Raw genomic sequence first — 17,300 nt, forward strand, 5'->3', positions numbered from 1 at the left:
CGCCAGGAGGAACTGACATGCAGCCCCTCATCGACCATGCCCGCTCCTTCGGCCGGCGGCCCGAGGAGTTCGCCTCGCTCGCCGACGGCCAGTCCCCGCAGGTCCTGTTCATCACCTGCTCCGACTCCCGGGTCGTTCCGGCCCTGATCACCGGCGCCCGCCCGGGCGAGCTCTTCGAGCTGCGCACCGCGGGCAACATCGTCCCGCCCTACGTCCCCGGCCGGCCGACCTCCGAGGCGGCCACCGTCGAGTACGCGGTGGACGTGCTCGGCGTGTCCGAGATCGTGGTCTGCGGCCATTCGCACTGCGGTGCCGTCGGCGCGCTGGTGCGCGGCGAGGACCTGACGGCCGTGCCCGCCGTGCGCGACTGGCTCGCGCAGGTGCAGCGCCCGTCCGACGCACCGGGCGACGACCCCACCGTCGCCGATGCGGTGCAGAACCACGTCCTCGCGCAACTGCTCAGGCTCCGCGGATACCCCTGTGTGGAAAGGGCCCTGACGACGGGCCGGCTGCGTCTGCACGGCTGGTACTACGAGGTCCACACCGGAGCCGTGCGCGAACACCGTGCGCACACCGACACCTTCGAGGCCCTGTGAGCCGCGCGATGAACACGTCGAGCCTCATGAGCAAACTCCCCCACCTGCGGCAGGACTTCGCCGCCTCGATCGTCGTGTTCCTGGTCGCCCTGCCGCTGTGCGTGGGCGTCGCCGTCGCCTCCGGTGTCCCGGCCGAACTCGGCCTGGTCACCGGCATCGTGGGCGGTCTCGTCACCGGCCTGATGCGCGGCAGCAGCCTTCAGGTGTCGGGCCCGGCGGCCGGACTGACCGTGCTGGTCTTCGAGGCCGTACGGGAGTACGGGCTCGCCGTCCTCGGAGTCGTCGTGCTCGCCACGGGTGTGCTCCAACTCCTCATGGGCGCCCTGAAGCTGGGGCGCTACTTCCGGGCCATCTCGGTGGCCGTCGTCGAGGGCATGCTCGCCGGGATCGGCCTCGTGCTGATCGCGGGCCAGCTCTACTCGATGGCCGGGCTCAAGGCCCCCGCCTCCGGACTCGACAAGCTCGCCGGACTGCCGGAGGCCGTCGTCGACGCGGCCCGCAGCACCGAGGCGCTGGCCTCGGTCGGACTCGGGGCGGGCACGATCGCCGTGCTCGTCGTGTGGCGGCGGCTGCCGCGCCGGGTGCGTACGGTGCCGGGGGCGCTCGGCGCGGTCGTGCTGGCCACACTGGTGGCCTCGGGGTTCGGACTGCCGGTGGCCAAGGTCGAGGTGCGGGGGCTGGTCGGCTCGATCCAGCTGCCGAGCCCGGCGGCCTTCGGGGAGCTCGCGAGCGTGGGCGTGCTCGGCACGGTGCTCGCCTTCACGCTGATCGCCTCCGCCGAGTCGCTGTTCAGCGCGGCGGCCGTGGACCGGCTGCACAACGGCCCCCGTACCGAGTACGACAGGGAACTGATGGCGCAGGGCGCGGGCAACACGGTCTGCGGACTGCTCGGCGCGCTGCCGATGACCGCGGTGATCGTGCGCAGCGCGGCGAACGTCCAGGCGGGCGCGCGGACGAAGGCGTCCCGCGTGCTGCACGGCGTCTGGCTGCTGCTGTTCGCGGCACTGCTGCCCGCCGCGCTCGGCGTCATCCCGCTGCCCGCCCTCGCCGGCGTCCTGGTGCACGCGGGCTGGAAGCTGGTCCCGCTGCGCGAGGTCGTCTCGCTGTGGCGCGAGCACCGGGGCGAGGCGCTGATCCTCGTCGTCACGGCGGTGTCGATCGTCGCCGTCAGCATGTTCGAGGGGGTGCTCATCGGGCTCGCCCTGGCGGTCGTCAAGACGGCGTGGGAGGCCTCGCACGTCCGCCTGGAGGTCATAGACAAGAGTGCGGGCCCCGTCCAGGCGTATCTGTCGGGCAACGCGACCTTCCTGAGGCTGCCGAAGATCCTCGACAGCCTCGAGGCACTGCCCCAGGACCGCCCGGTCGAACTGGACCTCTCCGGTCTGCACCACCTCGATCACGCCTGCCGCACCGCGCTGGAGAACTGGTCGGCGCGGCACAGTGAGGCGGGGACGGAGCCGGTGAAGATGACCACCGGCTGACCCCCGGGGCTCGCGGTCGGGGGCATCCTCGACCGCGAGCCCGCGTGAGGCATATCGTGGGATTAGTGGTGGTATACGGCGGCTCGAAAGGGGGTCGTCATGCTCGAAGAGCTCTTGGCCACGGTCGCGGTGGCCGGTACCGCGGGGGTGGTGTACGTCGTCGCGGCGGCCCGGGTCGTCAAGCAGTACGAGCGGGGCGTGGTGCTCCGGCTCGGGCGGCTCCGGGGTGGCATCAGGCCGCCCGGGTTCACCATGATCATCCCCGGGGTGGACCGGTTGCGTAAGGTCAACATGCAGATCGTGACGATGCCCGTCCCGGCGCAGGACGGCATCACGCGGGACAACGTCACGGTCCGGGTCGACGCGGTCATCTACTTCAAGGTGGTCGACGCGGCCGACGCGGTCATCCAGGTCGAGGACTACCGCTTCGCCGTCTCGCAGATGGCGCAGACCTCGCTGCGCTCGATCATCGGCAAGAGCGACCTGGACGATCTGCTCTCCAACCGGGAGAAGCTCAACCAGGGCCTGGAGCTGATGATCGACAGTCCGGCCATGGGCTGGGGTGTGCAGATCGACCGGGTCGAGATCAAGGACGTGTCGCTGCCGGAGACGATGAAACGGTCGATGGCCCGGCAGGCCGAGGCCGACCGTGAACGGCGGGCCCGCATCATCAACGCGGACGCCGAGCTGCAGGCGTCGAAGAAGCTGGCGGAGGCCGCCGGGGTGATGTCCGAACAGCCCGCCGCGCTCCAACTGCGGCTGCTGCAGACCGTGGTGGCGGTCGCCGCGGAGAAGAACTCCACCCTCGTGCTCCCCTTCCCGGTGGAACTGCTGCGGTTCCTGGAACGGGCGCAGGCCCAGCCGGGGGCGCCGACGGTGGAACAGATACCGACGCGTCCGCGGCCCGACGAGCACAAGGACGAGGAGTTCGTGCTCGACGAACCCAAGGGTGACAAGTTCAGGCGCGAGGAGGCGGAGGACGACGAGTTCCCGCTCGACAACCCCGGCGCAAGCCCTCTCCCCGGCCCCGACTGATCGCCCCCACCAATTGCCGCGACCGCCCGCCGACTCCCTGCTAGCGTCCCTCCCATGAAGCGTGCCGCTGTGAAGACGACGACGCCGGAGAGTGTCCCGGCGCGCTGACTGCTGACGAGTCCGAAGCCCCGGGGCGAGTGCCCCGGGGCTTCGCCGTGTGGTCACTCGCCCTCGAGAAGCGAGGAGCCCACCATGACCGCCCTCCCCGACCACCGCCGACTCGGCCGTGAACTGGACCTGTTCGACACCGATCCCCTGATGGGCGCGGGCCTGCCCTACTGGCTGCCCGACGGCGCGGCCGTGCGCCACGCACTGGAGGAGTACGTCCGCGAAGCCGAGCGACGCGCGGGCTACCAGCACGTGTACTCACCGGTGCTGGGCAAGCGGGAGCTGTACGAGATCTCCGGGCACTGGTCGCACTACAGCGAGGACATGTTCCCGCCGATGGAACTCGGCGGCGAGCAGGTGGTGCTGCGCCCGAGCCTGTGTCCCCACCACGCGCTCATCTACCGCTCCCGCTCCCGCAGTTACCGCGAACTCCCGCTCCGCATGGCCGAGTTGGGCGGGATGTACCGCTCCGAGCCGTCCGGTGTCCTCGGCGGCCTCACCCGCGTACGCGCCATCCAGCTCAACGACGCGCACCTCTTCTGCACCCTGGAGCAGGTCGCCGAAGAGGCGTCGGCCGCACTGGAGTTGATCCACCGGGCGTACGAGGCGATGGGCATCCGGGCGGCCCGCCACCGGCTCTCCCTACCGGGCCCGGGCGGCAAGTACGTCGCCGACCCCGAGCTCTGGCGGCGCTCGGCCGCGCTGCTGCGCGAGGTGCTCGACCGCTCCGGGGTGGCGTACGAGGCCGTCGAGGGCGAGGCCGCGTTCTACGGCCCCAAGATCGACGTCCAGATCGCCGATCCGGCGGGCCGGGAGTCCACCCTCTCCACCGTCCAGATCGACTTCCACCAGCCCGAACGCTTCGACCTGCACTACATCGGCGCCGACGGGGCGAAGCACCGGCCGGTCATGGTCCACCGCAGTGTCATCGGCAGCCTGGAGCGCGCCGTCGCCCACCTCATCGAGGCGCACGGCGGCGCCTTCCCGCCCTGGCTCGCCCCGACCCAGCTGGTGGCCCTGCCCGTCTCCGACGCGCGGGCCGAGGTCGAACAGGCGGCCGATCTCGTACGCCGCTGCCTTGACCGGGGCCTACGAGCCCGGCTCATCGCCCCTGACCAGGGCACCCTGGGCGCCCGGATCCGCGCCGCCCGTCTGGTCCCGTACCAGGCGGTGATCGGCCCCCGGGAGACCGTGGCCGACGAGATCGCCCTGCGCCTGCGCGACGGCCGCCGCCTCGCCCCGGGGCCCGCCGCCGAGGCGCTGGACCGCATCACCCGTCTCGTCCGCGCCCACAGCACCGAACTGATCGGCTAGATTTCCGCGCCGTGGACAAACTGCCGGTGCACCAAGGGTGGTTGAGACAGCGGTGGCGGTCGGTGGCCGTCCTGGGAGCGGTCTTCGCGCTGGCGGGGGGCGGGGCGCTGTACGCGGAACTCCGCCCGGTGTTCCCGCGGACGGACGCGCAGGCCTGCTCCGACAGCACCGTGCCGCTGGCGGAGCAGGCCGAAGCGGCCGCGCTGGCGCTGCCCGAGCACGCGACGGACCTGCGTTACGACACCGCTCGTCTCCACCCGCGGGCCGGGACCCCGACGGGCACGACCGGCAGGACGGTCCTGAGGATGGAGTTCCGCGCCACGTCCGTCGACCTCCAAAGGTGGCTGACCGCCAACCGTCTGCCGAAACCGACCGACTTCGACACCCGGGGCGGTCCGGAGGCGCTAGGCCCTGTCGTCAAATTCCCGTCTGCCCCGCGACGCCATGCACGCGCCCCCAAGTTCTCGGCTTCGCTCGAACAGGGAGGGACCCCCTTCGCCGCACCGGGCACAGACCCAAGTACATCCAGTACGAGGGCCTGTGCCCGGCACGCCGAGAGCACGCACCTGACGCCGCGGGGCCCGCCCTCCGGGCGGACGACGGGAATTTGACGACAGGACCTAGGCGCGACGTGCGGGGTCCTGGAGGACGGCTTCTCGGACTGGCAGACCACGAGCAGGCGACTCGCGGCGACCGTGACGACCCCGTACGGGCTGCGTCTCATCGTGAACATCGACCCCGACAGCCGTCCGCGACCGGCCGTCCTGGTCACCCTCGAAGAGGACTGAGCACGACTCGCGGGTACCCGGCTCCCGTCGCACCATCGAGGGACACGGCCGGAAGGGGTACGCGGTGGCCAAGAAGGACGGCAAGGGCACGAAGGACGGCGAGGGTACGAAGGACGGCGGACAGGGCAAGGGCAAGGCCCCGGCCCCGCTGGGCCGACTGCTGCGTGTTCCCGGCGGGAAGGACGTCGACCTCTCCTCGTACGACGCCAGGGCCACGCCCGCCGGTCCGCGCGACAAGGCCGCCGGGCTTGCCGCCCTCGCCCAGATGGTCGAACGCCTCGACGACCTGCAAGAACGCCTGTGGGCCGCGAGCACGGCGGGTGACCGGCGCCGGGTCCTGCTGATCCTCCAGGGCATGGACACCAGCGGCAAGGGCGGCACGGTCAAGCACGTCATCGGGCATTTCAACCCCGCGGGCTGCCGCATCCGGGGCTTCAAGGCGCCGACCGCCGAGGAGCGCCGGCACTCCTTCCTCTGGCGGATCAGACGGGCCCTGCCCGAACCCGGCGAGATCGGCATCTTCGACCGCTCGCACTACGAGGACGTCCTGATCGCCCGCGTCCGCGAACTGGCTCCCCGCAAGGAGATCGCCCAGCGCTACGGCAAGATCAACCGCTTCGAGAAGTCCCTCGCCGACGACGGCGTCACCGTGGTGAAGTGCTTCCTGCACATCTCCTACGACCAGCAGCGCCGCCGGCTCCTCCAACGGCTCGACAACCCCGACAAGCACTGGAAGTTCAGCCCCGACGACATCGACGACCGCGAGCTGTGGCCCGCGTACCAGAAGGCGTACGAGATCGCCCTGGAGCGCTGCTCCACACCGGAGGCCCCCTGGTTCCTCGTCCCCGCCGACCGCAAGTGGTACCGGAACTGGGCGGTCAGCACCCTGCTCCTGGAACACCTCGAGGCACTGAACCCGCAGTACCCGAAGGCCGACTTCGACGTGGCGGAGGCCAGACAGCGGCTACTGGAGGACAGCTGACCTGCACGGACCCGCTCAGGTGACGGTGTGGCAGTCGAGTCGGGCGTCGATCTGGGCGGCGGTCCTCGGGCCGTCGTCGGTCCAGTACTGACCGGGCTTCAGTTTCGCGGCGGCGACCGCAGGCAGGCTCACCACGTAGTCGCGCCCCTCACCCGAGGGGTCCAGGTACGCCACATCGAGGGTGCGCGGCACCGGGGCGGGCGTGGCCGCATGACGGTCGAACCCCTCGGCGGACCAGAGCCTGACGACGCCTCTCTTCGCCGACGCCGCCCTCGGACCGGAGGCCCACCAGACGATCGGCGGGTTCGTGTCCGCGGCCTTGTCCCAGTCCGTGACCTCCACCCGCCGCAGTTCGTCGGAAGGACAGAGTGGGATCTTGACGACGATCGTCTCCCCTTCGACCCTGGCCCCGACCAGCGTCGTGTCCGCCGGATCCGACGGCCCCAGGAAGCATCCGCTCGCCAGCAGGGCGACCGCGGTGAAGAGGAGGACCGGTGGAGCAACGCGTCGCCGGTTCGGCACCGGTACCCACCCCGTCTCGCGTCGGTCCTGCCGTTCGGATCGGTCGCGACAGGGGTTCGATCCTGCACGCGGACACGGGAAAAGGGAACCGGCGTACGAGACGGCATGCGTGGTGCCGGGTCCAGCCGGGTGACTTCCGTGCCCCCGCCGCCGGGCACGTGCGGACAATGGACGAATTGTAAGCATTGCCCACATATCTTCATCGGGTGATCATTCCAGTACGACGATTCGTCGCGACCTGCGCCCTCGGCGCACTCGGGGTCGCGCTCGCCGCCTGCGGGACCCCAGGAACCCCGCACGCCGCCCGCCCAGGGCACCCCGCGTCGGCTTCGGGCAGCGCGAACACCCGGCCCTCGCGGCCCCCCACACTGGCCCCCGGCTCCAGCGGTATGACCCGCGTCTTCACCAACGGTCCGCGCACGCAGGACAAGACCGTCTCGCTGACCTTCGACGCGGACATGACCGCCGACGAGGGACCGCGCGCCGCGGCCGGGGAGCACTTCGACAACCCCGAACTGATCGCCACGCTGCGCGCCTTCAAGGTCCCGGCGACCCTGTTCATGACCGGACGTTGGGCCGACGAGTACCCCAAGGAGGCCAGGGACATCGGGCAGGACCCGCTGTTCGAGGTCGCCAACCACTCGTACAGCCACTACGCCTTCACCGACAACTGCTACGGCCTGCCCACCGTGCCCCAGGAGCGGATGCGGGCCGAGGTGGAGGAGGCCTACGCCGCCTTCGAGAGGGTGGGCGTGCTCCACGCGATGCCCTACTTCCGGTTCCCCGGCGGGTGCTACGACCAGCAGGCCCTGCGCACACTGAGTGCCGTGGGCGTGACCGCAGTGCAGTGGGACGTCGTCAGCGGGGACGCCTTCGCGACCGACGCCGACGCCGTGGCCCAACAGGTACTGGAGGGTGTGAAGCCCGGATCCGTCGTCGTCATGCACTGCACACGCAGCGCGGCTCCGGTGACCGAGCAGGCCCTGCGGACGATCGTCCCCGAGCTGCGGAAGAAGGGTTTCCGCTTCGTGAAGGTCTCCGAGATGATCGGCTCGGCGACGCAGGGCGAGCGGCACGGCACCACGTAGGCGTGCTCCGGTCCCGGCCTACGCTGGGACCATGAGCGACGACTACCGCGCCACCCCGGCGGCCCCCACCCCGGCACCGGACCCGACCGACGCCGGGCCGCCGTTCGCCGAGTGCGTGCTGTGCCGGAAGCCGACCGAGTACCCGGAGTCGTACAAGGGGATCACGCTGTGCCCCGTCTGCGAGTGGCAGGAGGCACAGCGGACCGCCTGTTCCGGGTGACGGCGACGGTGGCACGACCGCTCGCCGAAGAACCGATCTTCCGCCTGGCACACTGGAGGGCGTGAGCAGCGACCCGACCGTAGCCGACGCACCCGGCCGACCCGACGTACCCGGCTCGGCCGAGGACAGCCCCTTCCGATCCGAGCGCACCGCGCGCGACGAGGCCCCGCAGTACGTGCTGCCGCTGGTCGTGCGCATCGAGAAGGCCGCTCCCCCGGCACGCACGGACGCGCTGGAGACCGCGGCCCGCGCCGTGCTGACGATCCTCAGCGATGAGCGGGCCCTCGGGGACGGCGGGTGGGCGCAGGCGGTGCGGGACTGGCAGGACGCCCGGATCCGCAAGGTCGTACGACGGGCGCGTGGCGCCGAGTGGCGGCGGGCCGAGGCGCTGCCCGGCATCACGGTGACCGGGAAGTCCGCCGAGGTGCGCGTCTTCCCGCCGGTCCCCCTGGACGGCTGGCCGAAGGACCTGGTCAAGCTCCAGGTCTCCGGCACCGACCTCGACGACCCGGAGCCGCCGGTGGACGCGGACCCGACAGCGCCCGTGCTGTGGCTCAACCCCGATCTCGACATGTCGGCCGGCAAGACGATGGCGCAGGCCGGGCACGGCGCGCAGCTGGCCTGGTGGGAACTGTCGGACGAGGAGCGGGCGGCCTGGCGCGACGCCGGTTTCCCCCTCGCCGTCCGCACCGCCGACCCGGCCCGCTGGAGCGGACTCACCACCTCCGGGCTGCCGTTGGTGCGCGACGCGGGGTTCACGGAGATCGCGCCGGGGTCGTGCACGGTGGTGGCCGACCATCCGGCGCTGCGCTCCTGACCGACCCCGACGGACCCCCAGTGACCTACGGACCCGAGGAGGCGCGATGGCCGGGACCCGGCTGGACGGCAGGGTCGAACGCGGCAACCGCACACGGCAGTTGGTGCTTCGCCGCACGGTCGACATCGCCTCGGTCGAAGGACTGGAAGCACTGTCCGTGGGTCGGCTCGCCACCGAGCTCCGGCTCAGCAAGAGCGGGGTCTTCGCGCTCTTCGGCTCCAAGCAGGAACTGCAGCTGGCCACCGTGCGGGAAGCGGCGCGCATCTACGTCGAGCAGGTGACCCGGCCCGCGTCCGAGACCCCCGCCGGTGCCGCCCGGACCTGGCGGCTGTGCGAACTCTGGCTGGACTACTCCCAGGGCCGGGTCTTCCCCGGCGGCTGTTTCTTCTACGAGGTCATCGCCGAGTTCGACGCCCGGTCGGGGCCCGTGCACGACGCCGTCGCACAGGCCCAGCGGGACTGGGCGGCCCATGTGGAGCACACCATCGCCGAGGCCCGCGAGCTGGGTGAGCTGCGCTCCGACACGGATGCCGCGCAACTCGCCTTCGAGCTCATCGCGTTGATGGAGACGGCGAACGCGGTGTCGGTGCTGCGCGACGAGACGGACGTCTATCGCAGGGCCCGCGTCGCCATCCTTTCCCGGCTGCGCGCGGCGGCCACCGACCCGTCCCTCGTGCCCGAGCCCTCCTGACCTGCCGAGCTCTCCCGACCTGCCCCAGCCTTCGACGCGGGAAGCCTCATGACCGAAAACAAGTAGCACGATCGTTCGCTCAGTTTTATGCTCGGCCGTATGACATCGACCGGAGTGGACATCGTCGAGCTCGACCGGATCGCCGTGTACGAGTCGCTGCGGCTCGTCGGGCTGGCGCGGGGCGCGGACTGGGAGCGGGACACACCGTGTGCGGGGTGGACGCTGCGGCGGCTCGTGGCGCACATGACCGCGCAGCACCACGGGTTCGCGGCCGCCGCCCGGGGAGCGGGGCACGAGAGGGCGTACTGGCGGGAGCCGCAGGACATGAGCGACCCGGAGCGGACCTACCGGGCAGCGGCGACGGCGGTGTTGGCCGCGTTCGCCGAACCGGGCGTGACGGAGGGGGAGTTCGTACTGCCGGAGATCAGGGACGGGGGCGGGTTCCCCGGCGGGACGGCCCTCGGCTTCCACTTCGTCGACTACGTGGTGCACGCGTGGGACGTCGCCGCCACGCTCGGCGTCGGACTCGAACTGCCGGACCACGTCCGCGGGGCGGCCCTGGCCGTCGCCCGCCTCGTACCGACGGATCCGGCCGGTCGCGGGCCGGGGTTCGCGTTCGCGCCGCCGGTCGACGTGCCCATGGGCGCGGCTCCGCTGGACGAGGCGCTGCGGCTGCTCGGACGTACACCAGAGAAGTGGCCGCTGTCGGCCGACGGCGCCGATTCACAGCTGATTTGACCTGAACAGAGGGTTCGCTTTAGTCGCGCTTGAACATTCCCGGCGCCCCGCACGTATTTCACGTCGCCGGCCAAGTACAGCTTTCCAACGACCAGTCGGTTTCCCCCGGGAGGCTCATTTTGCGGCGTATCAATGGTTCCGCCTTCGTCATCGCGACGCTCGCCGCCACTGTCGGCGCCCTCGCGTTCCCCGTGTGGTCGTACTCCGACCGCGCCGGCACGGGGCAGGCGAATCTGGCGGCGGGGACGGTGAACACACAGTGGGGGCCCCTGTCCGCCGCCGACCGCGATCTGATCGTGCGCGTGCGGCTGGCCGGACTGTGGGAACTGCCGGCGGGACAGCAGGCGCTCGAGCGGGCCCCCAACAAGGCGATCAAGGAGGTGGGCGACCACCTGATCGTCGGCCACACCGACCTCGACAAGCGGGTACGGGTCATCGCGGCCCAGCTCAATGTCGAGCTGCCGAGCCAGCCCAACGCGCAGCAGCAGGGCTGGCTGCAGGAGATGACCGCGGCGACGGGCGCGGAATACGAACGGAAGTTCGTGAACCTGCTGCGAGCCGCGCACGGCAAGATCTTCCCGGCGATCGGCACGGTCCGTAACTCCACCCGCAACACGCTGGTCCGGCAGCTGGCCTCGGACGCCAACCAGACGGTGCTCGACCACATCACCATCCTGGAGAAGACCGGGAGCGTCGACTTCGACGCCATCGCCAACGACACGGCGGCCCTGTCGACCGCGAGCCCGACCGGTCCCCCGGCGCCGGCCGCCGGCGTCACGGCGCCCTCCGCGCCGCCGGTGCAGCCGGCCGACGGCGTCGTCGCCACGTCGAGTCCGTCGCCCGCGCCGCCGGGACAGGTCAACACCGCCCGGCCGGAGCCCTCGGATCCGGACAACGTGCTGCGGTAGCCGGTGCGGCCGCCGGCACCTCGGGGCGCCGGCGGAACCTCAAATGTTGCTCTGAACGTCCGGCGACATGGGTTCGGCCCCGCTTCCCGGGGCCATGACTCCGTCACGCCGGAACACGGGTCCGTCGTGAGGAGACAGCGGCCAGGGTTGCAGCTGCCGGGGTTCGAGCGGTGACGGAGGAGGCGACATGACACAGCCGAGGCGGCTGGGGACGGGAATCGGGTGGCGGCCGGAGATCGCCGAGGCCGTGGAGCGCATGCCCGGCATCGACTGGGTCGAGGCCGTGGCGGAGAACCTGTGCCCCGGGCATCTTCCCGAGTCGCTGCTGCGGCTGCGCGGGCGGGGCGTCACGGTGGTGCCGCACGGGGTCTCGCTCGGCCTCGGCGGCGCGGACCGGCCGGAGGAGTCCCGCCTCACCGCCCTCGCGGAGCGGGCCGAGGCGCTGGGCTCGCCGCTCGTCACGGAGCACATCGCGTTCGTACGGGCCGGGGGCGCGCTCACCGCGTCGCCCTCGCTGGAGGCCGGGCACCTGCTGCCGGTCCCCCGCACCCGGGACGCCCTCGACGTGCTGTGCGAGAACGTCCGTATCGCGCAGGAGGCCCTTCCCGTCCCGCTCGCGGTCGAGAACATCGCCGCGCTGATCTCCTGGCCCGGGGAGGAGATGACCGAGGGGCAGTTCCTGTACGACCTGGTGGACCGCACCGGCGTGCGCCTCCTCATCGACGTGGCCAACCTCCACACGAACCACGTCAACCGGGGCGAGGACCCTTCGAAGGCCCTCGACGAACTCCCCGTCGAGGCCATCGCCTACGTGCACGTCGCCGGCGGCTTCGAACGGGACGGCGTCTGGCACGACAGCCACGCCCACCCCGTCCCCCGGCAGGTCCTCGACATCCTGGCCGACCTCGCCTCCCGCGTGACCCCACCGGGGGTCCTCCTGGAACGCGACGAGAACTTCCCGGACCCGGGCGAACTGGAGAGGGAGCTCGGGGCGATCAGGGTCACCCTGACGAAGGCGCGGGCACGGGTCGTGGCGCCGTCCGGAACCCCGGCGGGCCCGCGCTCCGGTGAGGCCGCCGCCCCCGCGAGCGACACCCCCGGGGCGGCCGGGAGCCGCGCGACCGACGTGGCCGTGGGTACGCGGCAGCGGCTCGCGCTCGGGCAGACCGCGCTGTTGTCCGCGCTCGTCGCGGGCACCCCCGTGCCCGAGGGGTTCGACCGGGGACGGCTGGGTGTGCAGGCGCGGGCGCTCGCGGCCAAGCGGGCGGACGTCGTCGCGAAGGTGGCGGCGGAGCTGCCGGAGATCCTCGGGGACACGTACCGGCCGGCGTTCCTCACGTACGCGCAAGGGCATCCGATGAGCGGTGGGTACCGGCGCGACGCGTTGGACTTCGCCGAGTACATGCTGCTCGCGGGGCACCCCGAGGACGCGGAGACGCGGCGGCGGCTGCGTGCGTGGTGGCTGGAGCGGTCCGGCCCGACCCCGCCGTCGCAGCGGCCCACGGCCCGGCTGGCCCGTGCGACCCGACGGGTACTGCTGCGCCGCTGACCCCGCCCGCACCGCAGGAGCCGACGCGGACTCCTACGCGCGCCGTAGTGCCTCGCCCCGGCAGAGTGTGCCGGGGTTAACACCGGACCCCGTCCGACCGGATCCCACGTCCGTTTTCCAGGGTTTCCTCATGGTCTGGACTCCGGTCGAACCACCCCATTCGGCGCCTTCCTCCCACCCGGCAACCCTTACTCCTCGTACGGCAGTTGGCGTAGTGCCCGAAGTAATATGCCAACCCGCACCCGTAGCGCACTAGCGTGCGGTGCCGCAACAGGAGGCACCATGCGATCCATCAACCGCACCGGATTGGTCAGTGGGACAGGACTCATCATCGCGGCCCTCACCGCGACCCTCGCTGCCCTGATCTTTCCGATCTGGTCGTACGCGGACCGCGCCGGCACCGGCCTGGACACCCTGAACGCCCAGTCCGTGTCGACGCAGTTCGGTCCGCTGTCCGCACTGGACCGGGAGTTCGTCACCAAGGTCCGGCTCGCCGGGCTGTGGGAGCTGCCCGCCGGCCAGCAGGCCGAGGAGCGCGGCACCACCCAGGCCGTGAAGACGGCGGGCGCGCACCTCGTCGAGGGCCACACGTTCCTCGACGCGCGCGTCCGGAACGTCGCCGCACGGCTCGGGCTCGAACTCCCGAACCAGCCCAACGCCCAGCAGCGCGGCTGGCTGGCCACGCTCGACGCCGCGCACGGCACGGACTACGACCAGAAGTTCGCGAACATCCTGCGCAGGGCGCACGGCAAGGTCTTCTCCGTCGTCGCCCAGGTCCGCGCAAGCACCCGCAACTCCCTCGTACGGGACCTCGCCGACGACGCGAACACCACCGTGCTCGACCACATCAAGGTCCTCGAAGCCACCGGGTACGTGGACTTCGACGCCCTCGCCCAGGACGCCGCGACCGCGAGCCCGCCCCCGCTGACGGCTTCCCCGGCCCCGCCGGGTCCCACCGCGTCCCCGGACAGCCCCGTCCCCGTCACCCCGTCCGGAACCTATGCACTGCCCCCGGCCGCGTCCCGCCCCAAGGGCTAGCCACGCGGCGCCTCTTGGGGAGCGTCTCGGTGGGCACCGGAACGTCACAGAGCCACAACGCTCCGTCCATATCGTGGGCATACCGTGGCGCCGACCTGGACTCCTCGCGTAGAAACACGCCATGTTCTGGGTCCTTCTCCTGCTCCTGGCCTGGGCCGCGGCCGGTATCTCCTGCACTCGGCTGTGCCTGGCCGCCGTGCGCGCGGCGGCGGTCGACGCCGACGCGGCGCGCGGACACCACCTCACGCTGTACGAGGCGGCGTTCCTGTCCGGCGGCCCCGCCCGGGTCGCCGATCTGACCCTGGTGTCGATGGCCCGTCAGCGGCGGCTGCTGCTCGCGCACACGGGCTGGGCGACCGTCGTGGACCCGCGCGGTCGCGACGAGATGGAGCGCTCGGTGATAGGGGCGATAGGTCCGCAGGGTCAGTCCCGGATAGCGCCCGTACGGGCGAGCACGGCCGCCGCGGACTCCGTACGCCGTCTCGCCGACCGTCTCGTCGCCGCGGGTCTCGCCGTGCCCGACGGCGCCCGCACCACCGTCGCGAGCGCCATCCGCCAGGTCCAGGCCGCCGCCGCGGCCGTCCTCGCGCTCGGCGCCGTCGCCGTGCTGATGCCCTCCCCGGCCCGGGCGAGCGAGAACGACGTGCCGATCGCCGTGTGGTTCTCGCTGCCGCTCATCCTCACCGTGAGCTGCCTCGCCATCGCCCGCATCGAGGTCCACCCGTACACGCGCTGGGCCTCCCCGGCCGGACAGCGGCTGCTCGGCACCCTCGCCCGGCACCCCGACGCCACCGGCGACGACCGTACGTACCTCACCTCGGTCGCCGTACGCGGCGTCCGCGCGGTCGGCGAGCCGGAACTGCGCGCGGCCTTCGCGCACCGCGACCGAAGCCCCGAGCGGCAGCGCTGACGGCGCCCGAGGGGGCGCATAGGGGTCATTGGGGCCGACACCGGCACCAGGTGCTTTACTTCATCAACTGACGAACCAAACATCCCTTTTGTCGCTGCCGTGCGCCGAAGGGGATACGCGATGAGAGCTGTCGTCCTGTACGGAACCACCGGGTCCTTGCTTCTGAGCGGCCTCGTCGCCGCCCCCGCGGGCGGTGCGGCGGCCTGGCCGGACCCCGCGGCCGCCCTCGAGGCGCGCGGCACCGTCGTCTCCGCCGCCCGCGCCGCGAAGGCCGGCGTCCACTGGGGCGCGTGCCCCAAGGGGGACCACTTCCCGGTCGAGATGCGCTGCGGCACGGTCACCGTGCCACTGGACTACGCGCAACCTGACGGCAAGAAGATCAAACTGACCGTCAGCCGCGCCGGCGCCACCGGCAAGGACCTGCGCAACTCCAAGCACAAGGTGCCGCGTCAGGGCTCCCTCGTCTACAACCCGGGCGGCCCGGGCGCGTCCGGCATGTACTTCCCGCTGATCGGCTTCCTCCCCGAGTGGAAGCGCGTCGCGGCCGCGTACGACCTCGTGGGCTACTCCCCGCGCGGCGTGGACCGCTCGGCCCCGCTGTCCTGCGAGGACCCGAAGCGCTTTCTGAAGGGGCCCGCGCAGTCGCCGACGTACCCCTCGGAGACGTACAAGAAGGAGCGCATCGCGGAGGCACAGGCGTACGCGCGCGGCTGCCTCAAGCGCTCCGGGCAGGGCATCCGGCACTACACCTCGCTCAACAACGCCCGCGACCTCGATGTGCTGCGCGCGGCGCTGGGCGAGCGGAAACTGACGTTCATGGGGGCGTCGTACGGCACGTACTTCGGCGCCCTGTACGCGACGCTCTTCCCCTCGCACGTACGCCGGATGGTGTTCGACTCGGCGGTCAACCCCGACCCCCGGCAGATCTGGTACCGGAACAACCTCGACCAGTCGGTCGCGTTCGAGGCCCGTTGGGCGGACTTCCGCGCGTGGGTCGCCAAGCACGACAAGGAGTACGCGCTCGGCACCACGCCCCGAGCGGTGCTGCGCAACTACGAGAAGGCGCGGGCACGGCTCGCCGCGGCGCCCGCGGGCGGCAAGGTGGGGCCGCGTCAGTTGCAGGGCGCGTTCCTGGAGGCGGGGTACTTCGACGACTACTGGCCGCAGCGCGCCCTGGCGCTGTCCGCCTATCTGAAGGGCGACCCGAAGCCGCTGATCCAGCAGGCCGCGCCGCATCCGGAGGCGTCGGCCGAGGCGGAGAACGGCAACGCGGTGTACACGGCCGTGGAGTGCAACGACGCGGCCTGGCCGACGGACTGGCATACCTGGGACCGGGACAACACGCGGCTCGCGCGCGTGGCACCGTTCGAGACCTGGGACAACGCGTGGATGAACCTGCCGTGCGCGTACTGGCCGGTGCCGCGCCAGAAGCCCCTCGATGTGCGGACGCTGCCCGGGGCGCTGACGCCGGTCCTGATCCTGGCGGCCGAGCGGGACGCGGCGACGCCCTACGAGGGAGCGGTGGAGCTCCAGCGGCGGCTGTCCGGCTCGGTCCTGGTGACCGAGAACGGCGCCGGGACGCACGGAATCGCGGGCGGGCCCAACCAATGCGTCAACGGCTACCTGGAGGCGTACCTCCTGGAGGGCCGCCTCCCGAAGCGGCGCGCGGCGTGCGCCCCGCACGCGGAGCCGAAGCCGGCCGCGCCGGGCGGTGACAAGACCACCCGGCACGACGCACAGGCCCGTGAGGACGCGAAGACGACCCGCCAGGCTCCCTGATCAGGCGAGCCCGGCGACCAGCTCGGCCACGGACTTACGGCGGCCCGTGTAGAACGGGACCTCCTCGCGGACGTGCATGCGGGCCTCGGAGGCGCGCAGGTGGCGCATGAGGTCGACGATGCGGTACAGCTCGTCGGCCTCGAACGCGAGCATCCACTCGTAGTCCCCGAGGGAGAACGAGGCGACCGTGTTGGCGCGCACGTCCGGGTAGCCGCGGGCCATCTTGCCGTGGTCGGCGAGCATGCGGCGGCGGTCCTCGTCGGGCAGCAGGTACCAGTCGTAGGAGCGCACGAAGGGGTAGACGCTCACATAGTTGCGCGGCGTCTCGTCGGCGAGGAACGCCGGGATGTGCGAGCGGTTGAACTCGGCGGGGCGGTGCAGCGCCATGTTCGACCAGACCGGCTCCAGGGCGCGGCCCAGCCTGGTGCGGCGGAAGAGGTTGTACGCCTCCTGGAGCTGGTCGCTGGTCTCGGCGTGCCACCAGATCATCAGGTCGGCGTCGGCGCGCAGCCCCGACACGTCGTAGGTGCCGCGGACGGTGACGTCCTTCGCGGCGAGCTGGTCGAAGAGCTCCTGGACCTCGTCGGCGAAGCCGGCGCGGTCCTCGGGCAGCACGTCCTTCAGCTTGAACACGGACCACAGGGTGTAGCGGATGACCTCGTTGAGGTCCTTGGCCAGCTTGCCCTTGTTCGGGACCCTGCCGGACTCGGTGGTGGGGGCGTCGTCACTCATGAGG

The 17,300-nt window shown here is 71.8% G+C and carries 18 protein-coding genes; 16 read left to right on the top strand and 2 right to left on the bottom strand.

Annotated elements, in window-relative coordinates:
• Window positions 1-17: 17 nt before the first annotated feature.
• The 6 genes from ACZ7M3_RS44385 to ACZ7M3_RS44410 all read left to right on the top strand — a co-directional run bounded on the left by ACZ7M3_RS44385 (window position 18) and on the right by ACZ7M3_RS44410 (window position 6,304).
• Complete coding sequence (locus ACZ7M3_RS44385; protein ID WP_095852090.1) at window positions 18-596, top strand: carbonic anhydrase; 579 nt, start codon at window positions 18-20, stop codon at window positions 594-596.
• 26 nt (window positions 597-622) lie between these two features.
• Window positions 623-2,077, top strand: a complete 1,455-nt coding sequence (locus ACZ7M3_RS44390) for a SulP family inorganic anion transporter (RefSeq protein ID WP_472071463.1) — start codon at window positions 623-625, stop codon at window positions 2,075-2,077.
• A 99-nt stretch (window positions 2,078-2,176) separates the two neighbouring features.
• Window positions 2,177-3,112 (top strand): slipin family protein, encoded by a 936-nt coding sequence (locus ACZ7M3_RS44395; RefSeq protein WP_472071465.1) that lies wholly within the window; start codon window positions 2,177-2,179, stop codon window positions 3,110-3,112.
• Between the two features lie 192 nt (window positions 3,113-3,304).
• A complete protein-coding gene (thrS, locus tag ACZ7M3_RS44400) occupies window positions 3,305-4,534 on the top strand; it encodes a threonine--tRNA ligase (protein ID WP_472071467.1) in 1,230 nt (409 codons plus the stop codon).
• A gap of 11 nt (window positions 4,535-4,545) precedes the next feature.
• Window positions 4,546-5,145, top strand: coding sequence for a hypothetical protein (locus ACZ7M3_RS44405; protein WP_472071469.1), 600 nt, complete (start codon window positions 4,546-4,548; stop codon window positions 5,143-5,145).
• A 241-nt stretch (window positions 5,146-5,386) separates the two neighbouring features.
• Window positions 5,387-6,304: a PPK2 family polyphosphate kinase gene (locus tag ACZ7M3_RS44410; protein WP_472071471.1), complete on the top strand. Its 918-nt coding sequence runs from the start codon at window positions 5,387-5,389 to the stop codon at window positions 6,302-6,304.
• A gap of 15 nt (window positions 6,305-6,319) precedes the next feature.
• On the opposite strand, the gene ACZ7M3_RS44415 is transcribed toward ACZ7M3_RS44410, so the two are convergent.
• Window positions 6,320-6,826 (bottom strand): hypothetical protein, encoded by a 507-nt coding sequence (locus ACZ7M3_RS44415; protein ID WP_472071473.1) that lies wholly within the window; start codon window positions 6,824-6,826, stop codon window positions 6,320-6,322.
• A 206-nt stretch (window positions 6,827-7,032) separates the two neighbouring features.
• Here ACZ7M3_RS44415 and ACZ7M3_RS44420 point away from each other — a divergent pair, with 206 nt between their 5' ends.
• From ACZ7M3_RS44420 to ACZ7M3_RS44465, 10 genes are all read left to right on the top strand, one after another.
• On the top strand, window positions 7,033-7,914 hold the full coding sequence (locus ACZ7M3_RS44420) for a polysaccharide deacetylase family protein (RefSeq protein ID WP_472071475.1): 882 nt from the start codon (window positions 7,033-7,035) through the stop codon (window positions 7,912-7,914).
• Between the two features lie 31 nt (window positions 7,915-7,945).
• Window positions 7,946-8,134 carry a hypothetical protein gene (locus ACZ7M3_RS44425; RefSeq protein ID WP_472071477.1) on the top strand — a complete coding sequence of 63 codons (189 nt, stop codon included), beginning with the start codon at window positions 7,946-7,948 and terminating at the stop codon, window positions 8,132-8,134.
• A 61-nt stretch (window positions 8,135-8,195) separates the two neighbouring features.
• On the top strand, window positions 8,196-8,951 hold the full coding sequence (locus ACZ7M3_RS44430) for a peptidyl-tRNA hydrolase (RefSeq protein ID WP_355307741.1): 756 nt from the start codon (window positions 8,196-8,198) through the stop codon (window positions 8,949-8,951).
• Window positions 8,952-8,997: 46 nt separating this feature from the next.
• Complete coding sequence (locus tag ACZ7M3_RS44435; protein ID WP_472071479.1) at window positions 8,998-9,642, top strand: TetR/AcrR family transcriptional regulator; 645 nt, start codon at window positions 8,998-9,000, stop codon at window positions 9,640-9,642.
• Window positions 9,643-9,741: 99 nt separating this feature from the next.
• Window positions 9,742-10,380, top strand: coding sequence for a TIGR03086 family metal-binding protein (locus ACZ7M3_RS44440; RefSeq protein WP_472071481.1), 639 nt, complete (start codon window positions 9,742-9,744; stop codon window positions 10,378-10,380).
• Between the two features lie 119 nt (window positions 10,381-10,499).
• Window positions 10,500-11,288, top strand: a complete 789-nt coding sequence (locus tag ACZ7M3_RS44445; protein WP_472071483.1) for a DUF4142 domain-containing protein — start codon at window positions 10,500-10,502, stop codon at window positions 11,286-11,288.
• Between the two features lie 187 nt (window positions 11,289-11,475).
• A complete protein-coding gene (locus tag ACZ7M3_RS44450) occupies window positions 11,476-12,837 on the top strand; it encodes an MbnB/TglH/ChrH family RiPP precursor modification enzyme (protein WP_472071485.1) in 1,362 nt (453 codons plus the stop codon).
• 282 nt (window positions 12,838-13,119) lie between these two features.
• A complete protein-coding gene (locus ACZ7M3_RS44455) occupies window positions 13,120-13,875 on the top strand; it encodes a DUF4142 domain-containing protein (protein ID WP_472071487.1) in 756 nt (251 codons plus the stop codon).
• Between the two features lie 121 nt (window positions 13,876-13,996).
• Complete coding sequence (locus tag ACZ7M3_RS44460) at window positions 13,997-14,785, top strand: TIGR04222 domain-containing membrane protein (protein WP_472071489.1); 789 nt, start codon at window positions 13,997-13,999, stop codon at window positions 14,783-14,785.
• A 120-nt stretch (window positions 14,786-14,905) separates the two neighbouring features.
• A complete protein-coding gene (locus ACZ7M3_RS44465; RefSeq protein WP_472071491.1) occupies window positions 14,906-16,564 on the top strand; it encodes an alpha/beta hydrolase in 1,659 nt (552 codons plus the stop codon).
• On the opposite strand, the gene hemQ is transcribed toward ACZ7M3_RS44465, so the two are convergent.
• Window positions 16,565-17,296 (bottom strand): hydrogen peroxide-dependent heme synthase, encoded by a 732-nt coding sequence (hemQ, locus tag ACZ7M3_RS44470; protein ID WP_054233999.1) that lies wholly within the window; start codon window positions 17,294-17,296, stop codon window positions 16,565-16,567.
• Between the last annotated feature and the right edge of the window lie 4 nt (window positions 17,297-17,300).

The sequence above is a fragment of the Streptomyces sp. NPDC111656 genome (assembly GCF_055656965.1).

What these genes read in the sequence shown, in the direction of transcription:
- ACZ7M3_RS44385 (WP_095852090.1), top strand. Translation starts at nt 18, where the DNA reads ATGCAGCCCCTCATCGACCATGCCCGCTCCTTCGGCCGGCGGCCCGAG.
- ACZ7M3_RS44390 (WP_472071463.1), top strand. Translation starts at nt 623, where the DNA reads ATGAGCAAACTCCCCCACCTGCGGCAGGACTTCGCCGCCTCGATCGTC.
- ACZ7M3_RS44395 (WP_472071465.1), top strand. Translation starts at nt 2,177, where the DNA reads ATGCTCGAAGAGCTCTTGGCCACGGTCGCGGTGGCCGGTACCGCGGGG.
- thrS (WP_472071467.1), top strand. Translation starts at nt 3,305, where the DNA reads ATGACCGCCCTCCCCGACCACCGCCGACTCGGCCGTGAACTGGACCTG.
- ACZ7M3_RS44425 (WP_472071477.1), top strand. Translation starts at nt 7,946, where the DNA reads ATGAGCGACGACTACCGCGCCACCCCGGCGGCCCCCACCCCGGCACCG.
- ACZ7M3_RS44435 (WP_472071479.1), top strand. Translation starts at nt 8,998, where the DNA reads ATGGCCGGGACCCGGCTGGACGGCAGGGTCGAACGCGGCAACCGCACA.
- ACZ7M3_RS44440 (WP_472071481.1), top strand. Translation starts at nt 9,742, where the DNA reads ATGACATCGACCGGAGTGGACATCGTCGAGCTCGACCGGATCGCCGTG.
- ACZ7M3_RS44450 (WP_472071485.1), top strand. Translation starts at nt 11,476, where the DNA reads ATGACACAGCCGAGGCGGCTGGGGACGGGAATCGGGTGGCGGCCGGAG.
- ACZ7M3_RS44455 (WP_472071487.1), top strand. Translation starts at nt 13,120, where the DNA reads ATGCGATCCATCAACCGCACCGGATTGGTCAGTGGGACAGGACTCATC.
- ACZ7M3_RS44460 (WP_472071489.1), top strand. Translation starts at nt 13,997, where the DNA reads ATGTTCTGGGTCCTTCTCCTGCTCCTGGCCTGGGCCGCGGCCGGTATC.
- ACZ7M3_RS44465 (WP_472071491.1), top strand. Translation starts at nt 14,906, where the DNA reads ATGAGAGCTGTCGTCCTGTACGGAACCACCGGGTCCTTGCTTCTGAGC.
- hemQ (WP_054233999.1), bottom strand. Translation starts at nt 17,296, where the DNA reads ATGAGTGACGACGCCCCCACCACCGAGTCCGGCAGGGTCCCGAACAAG.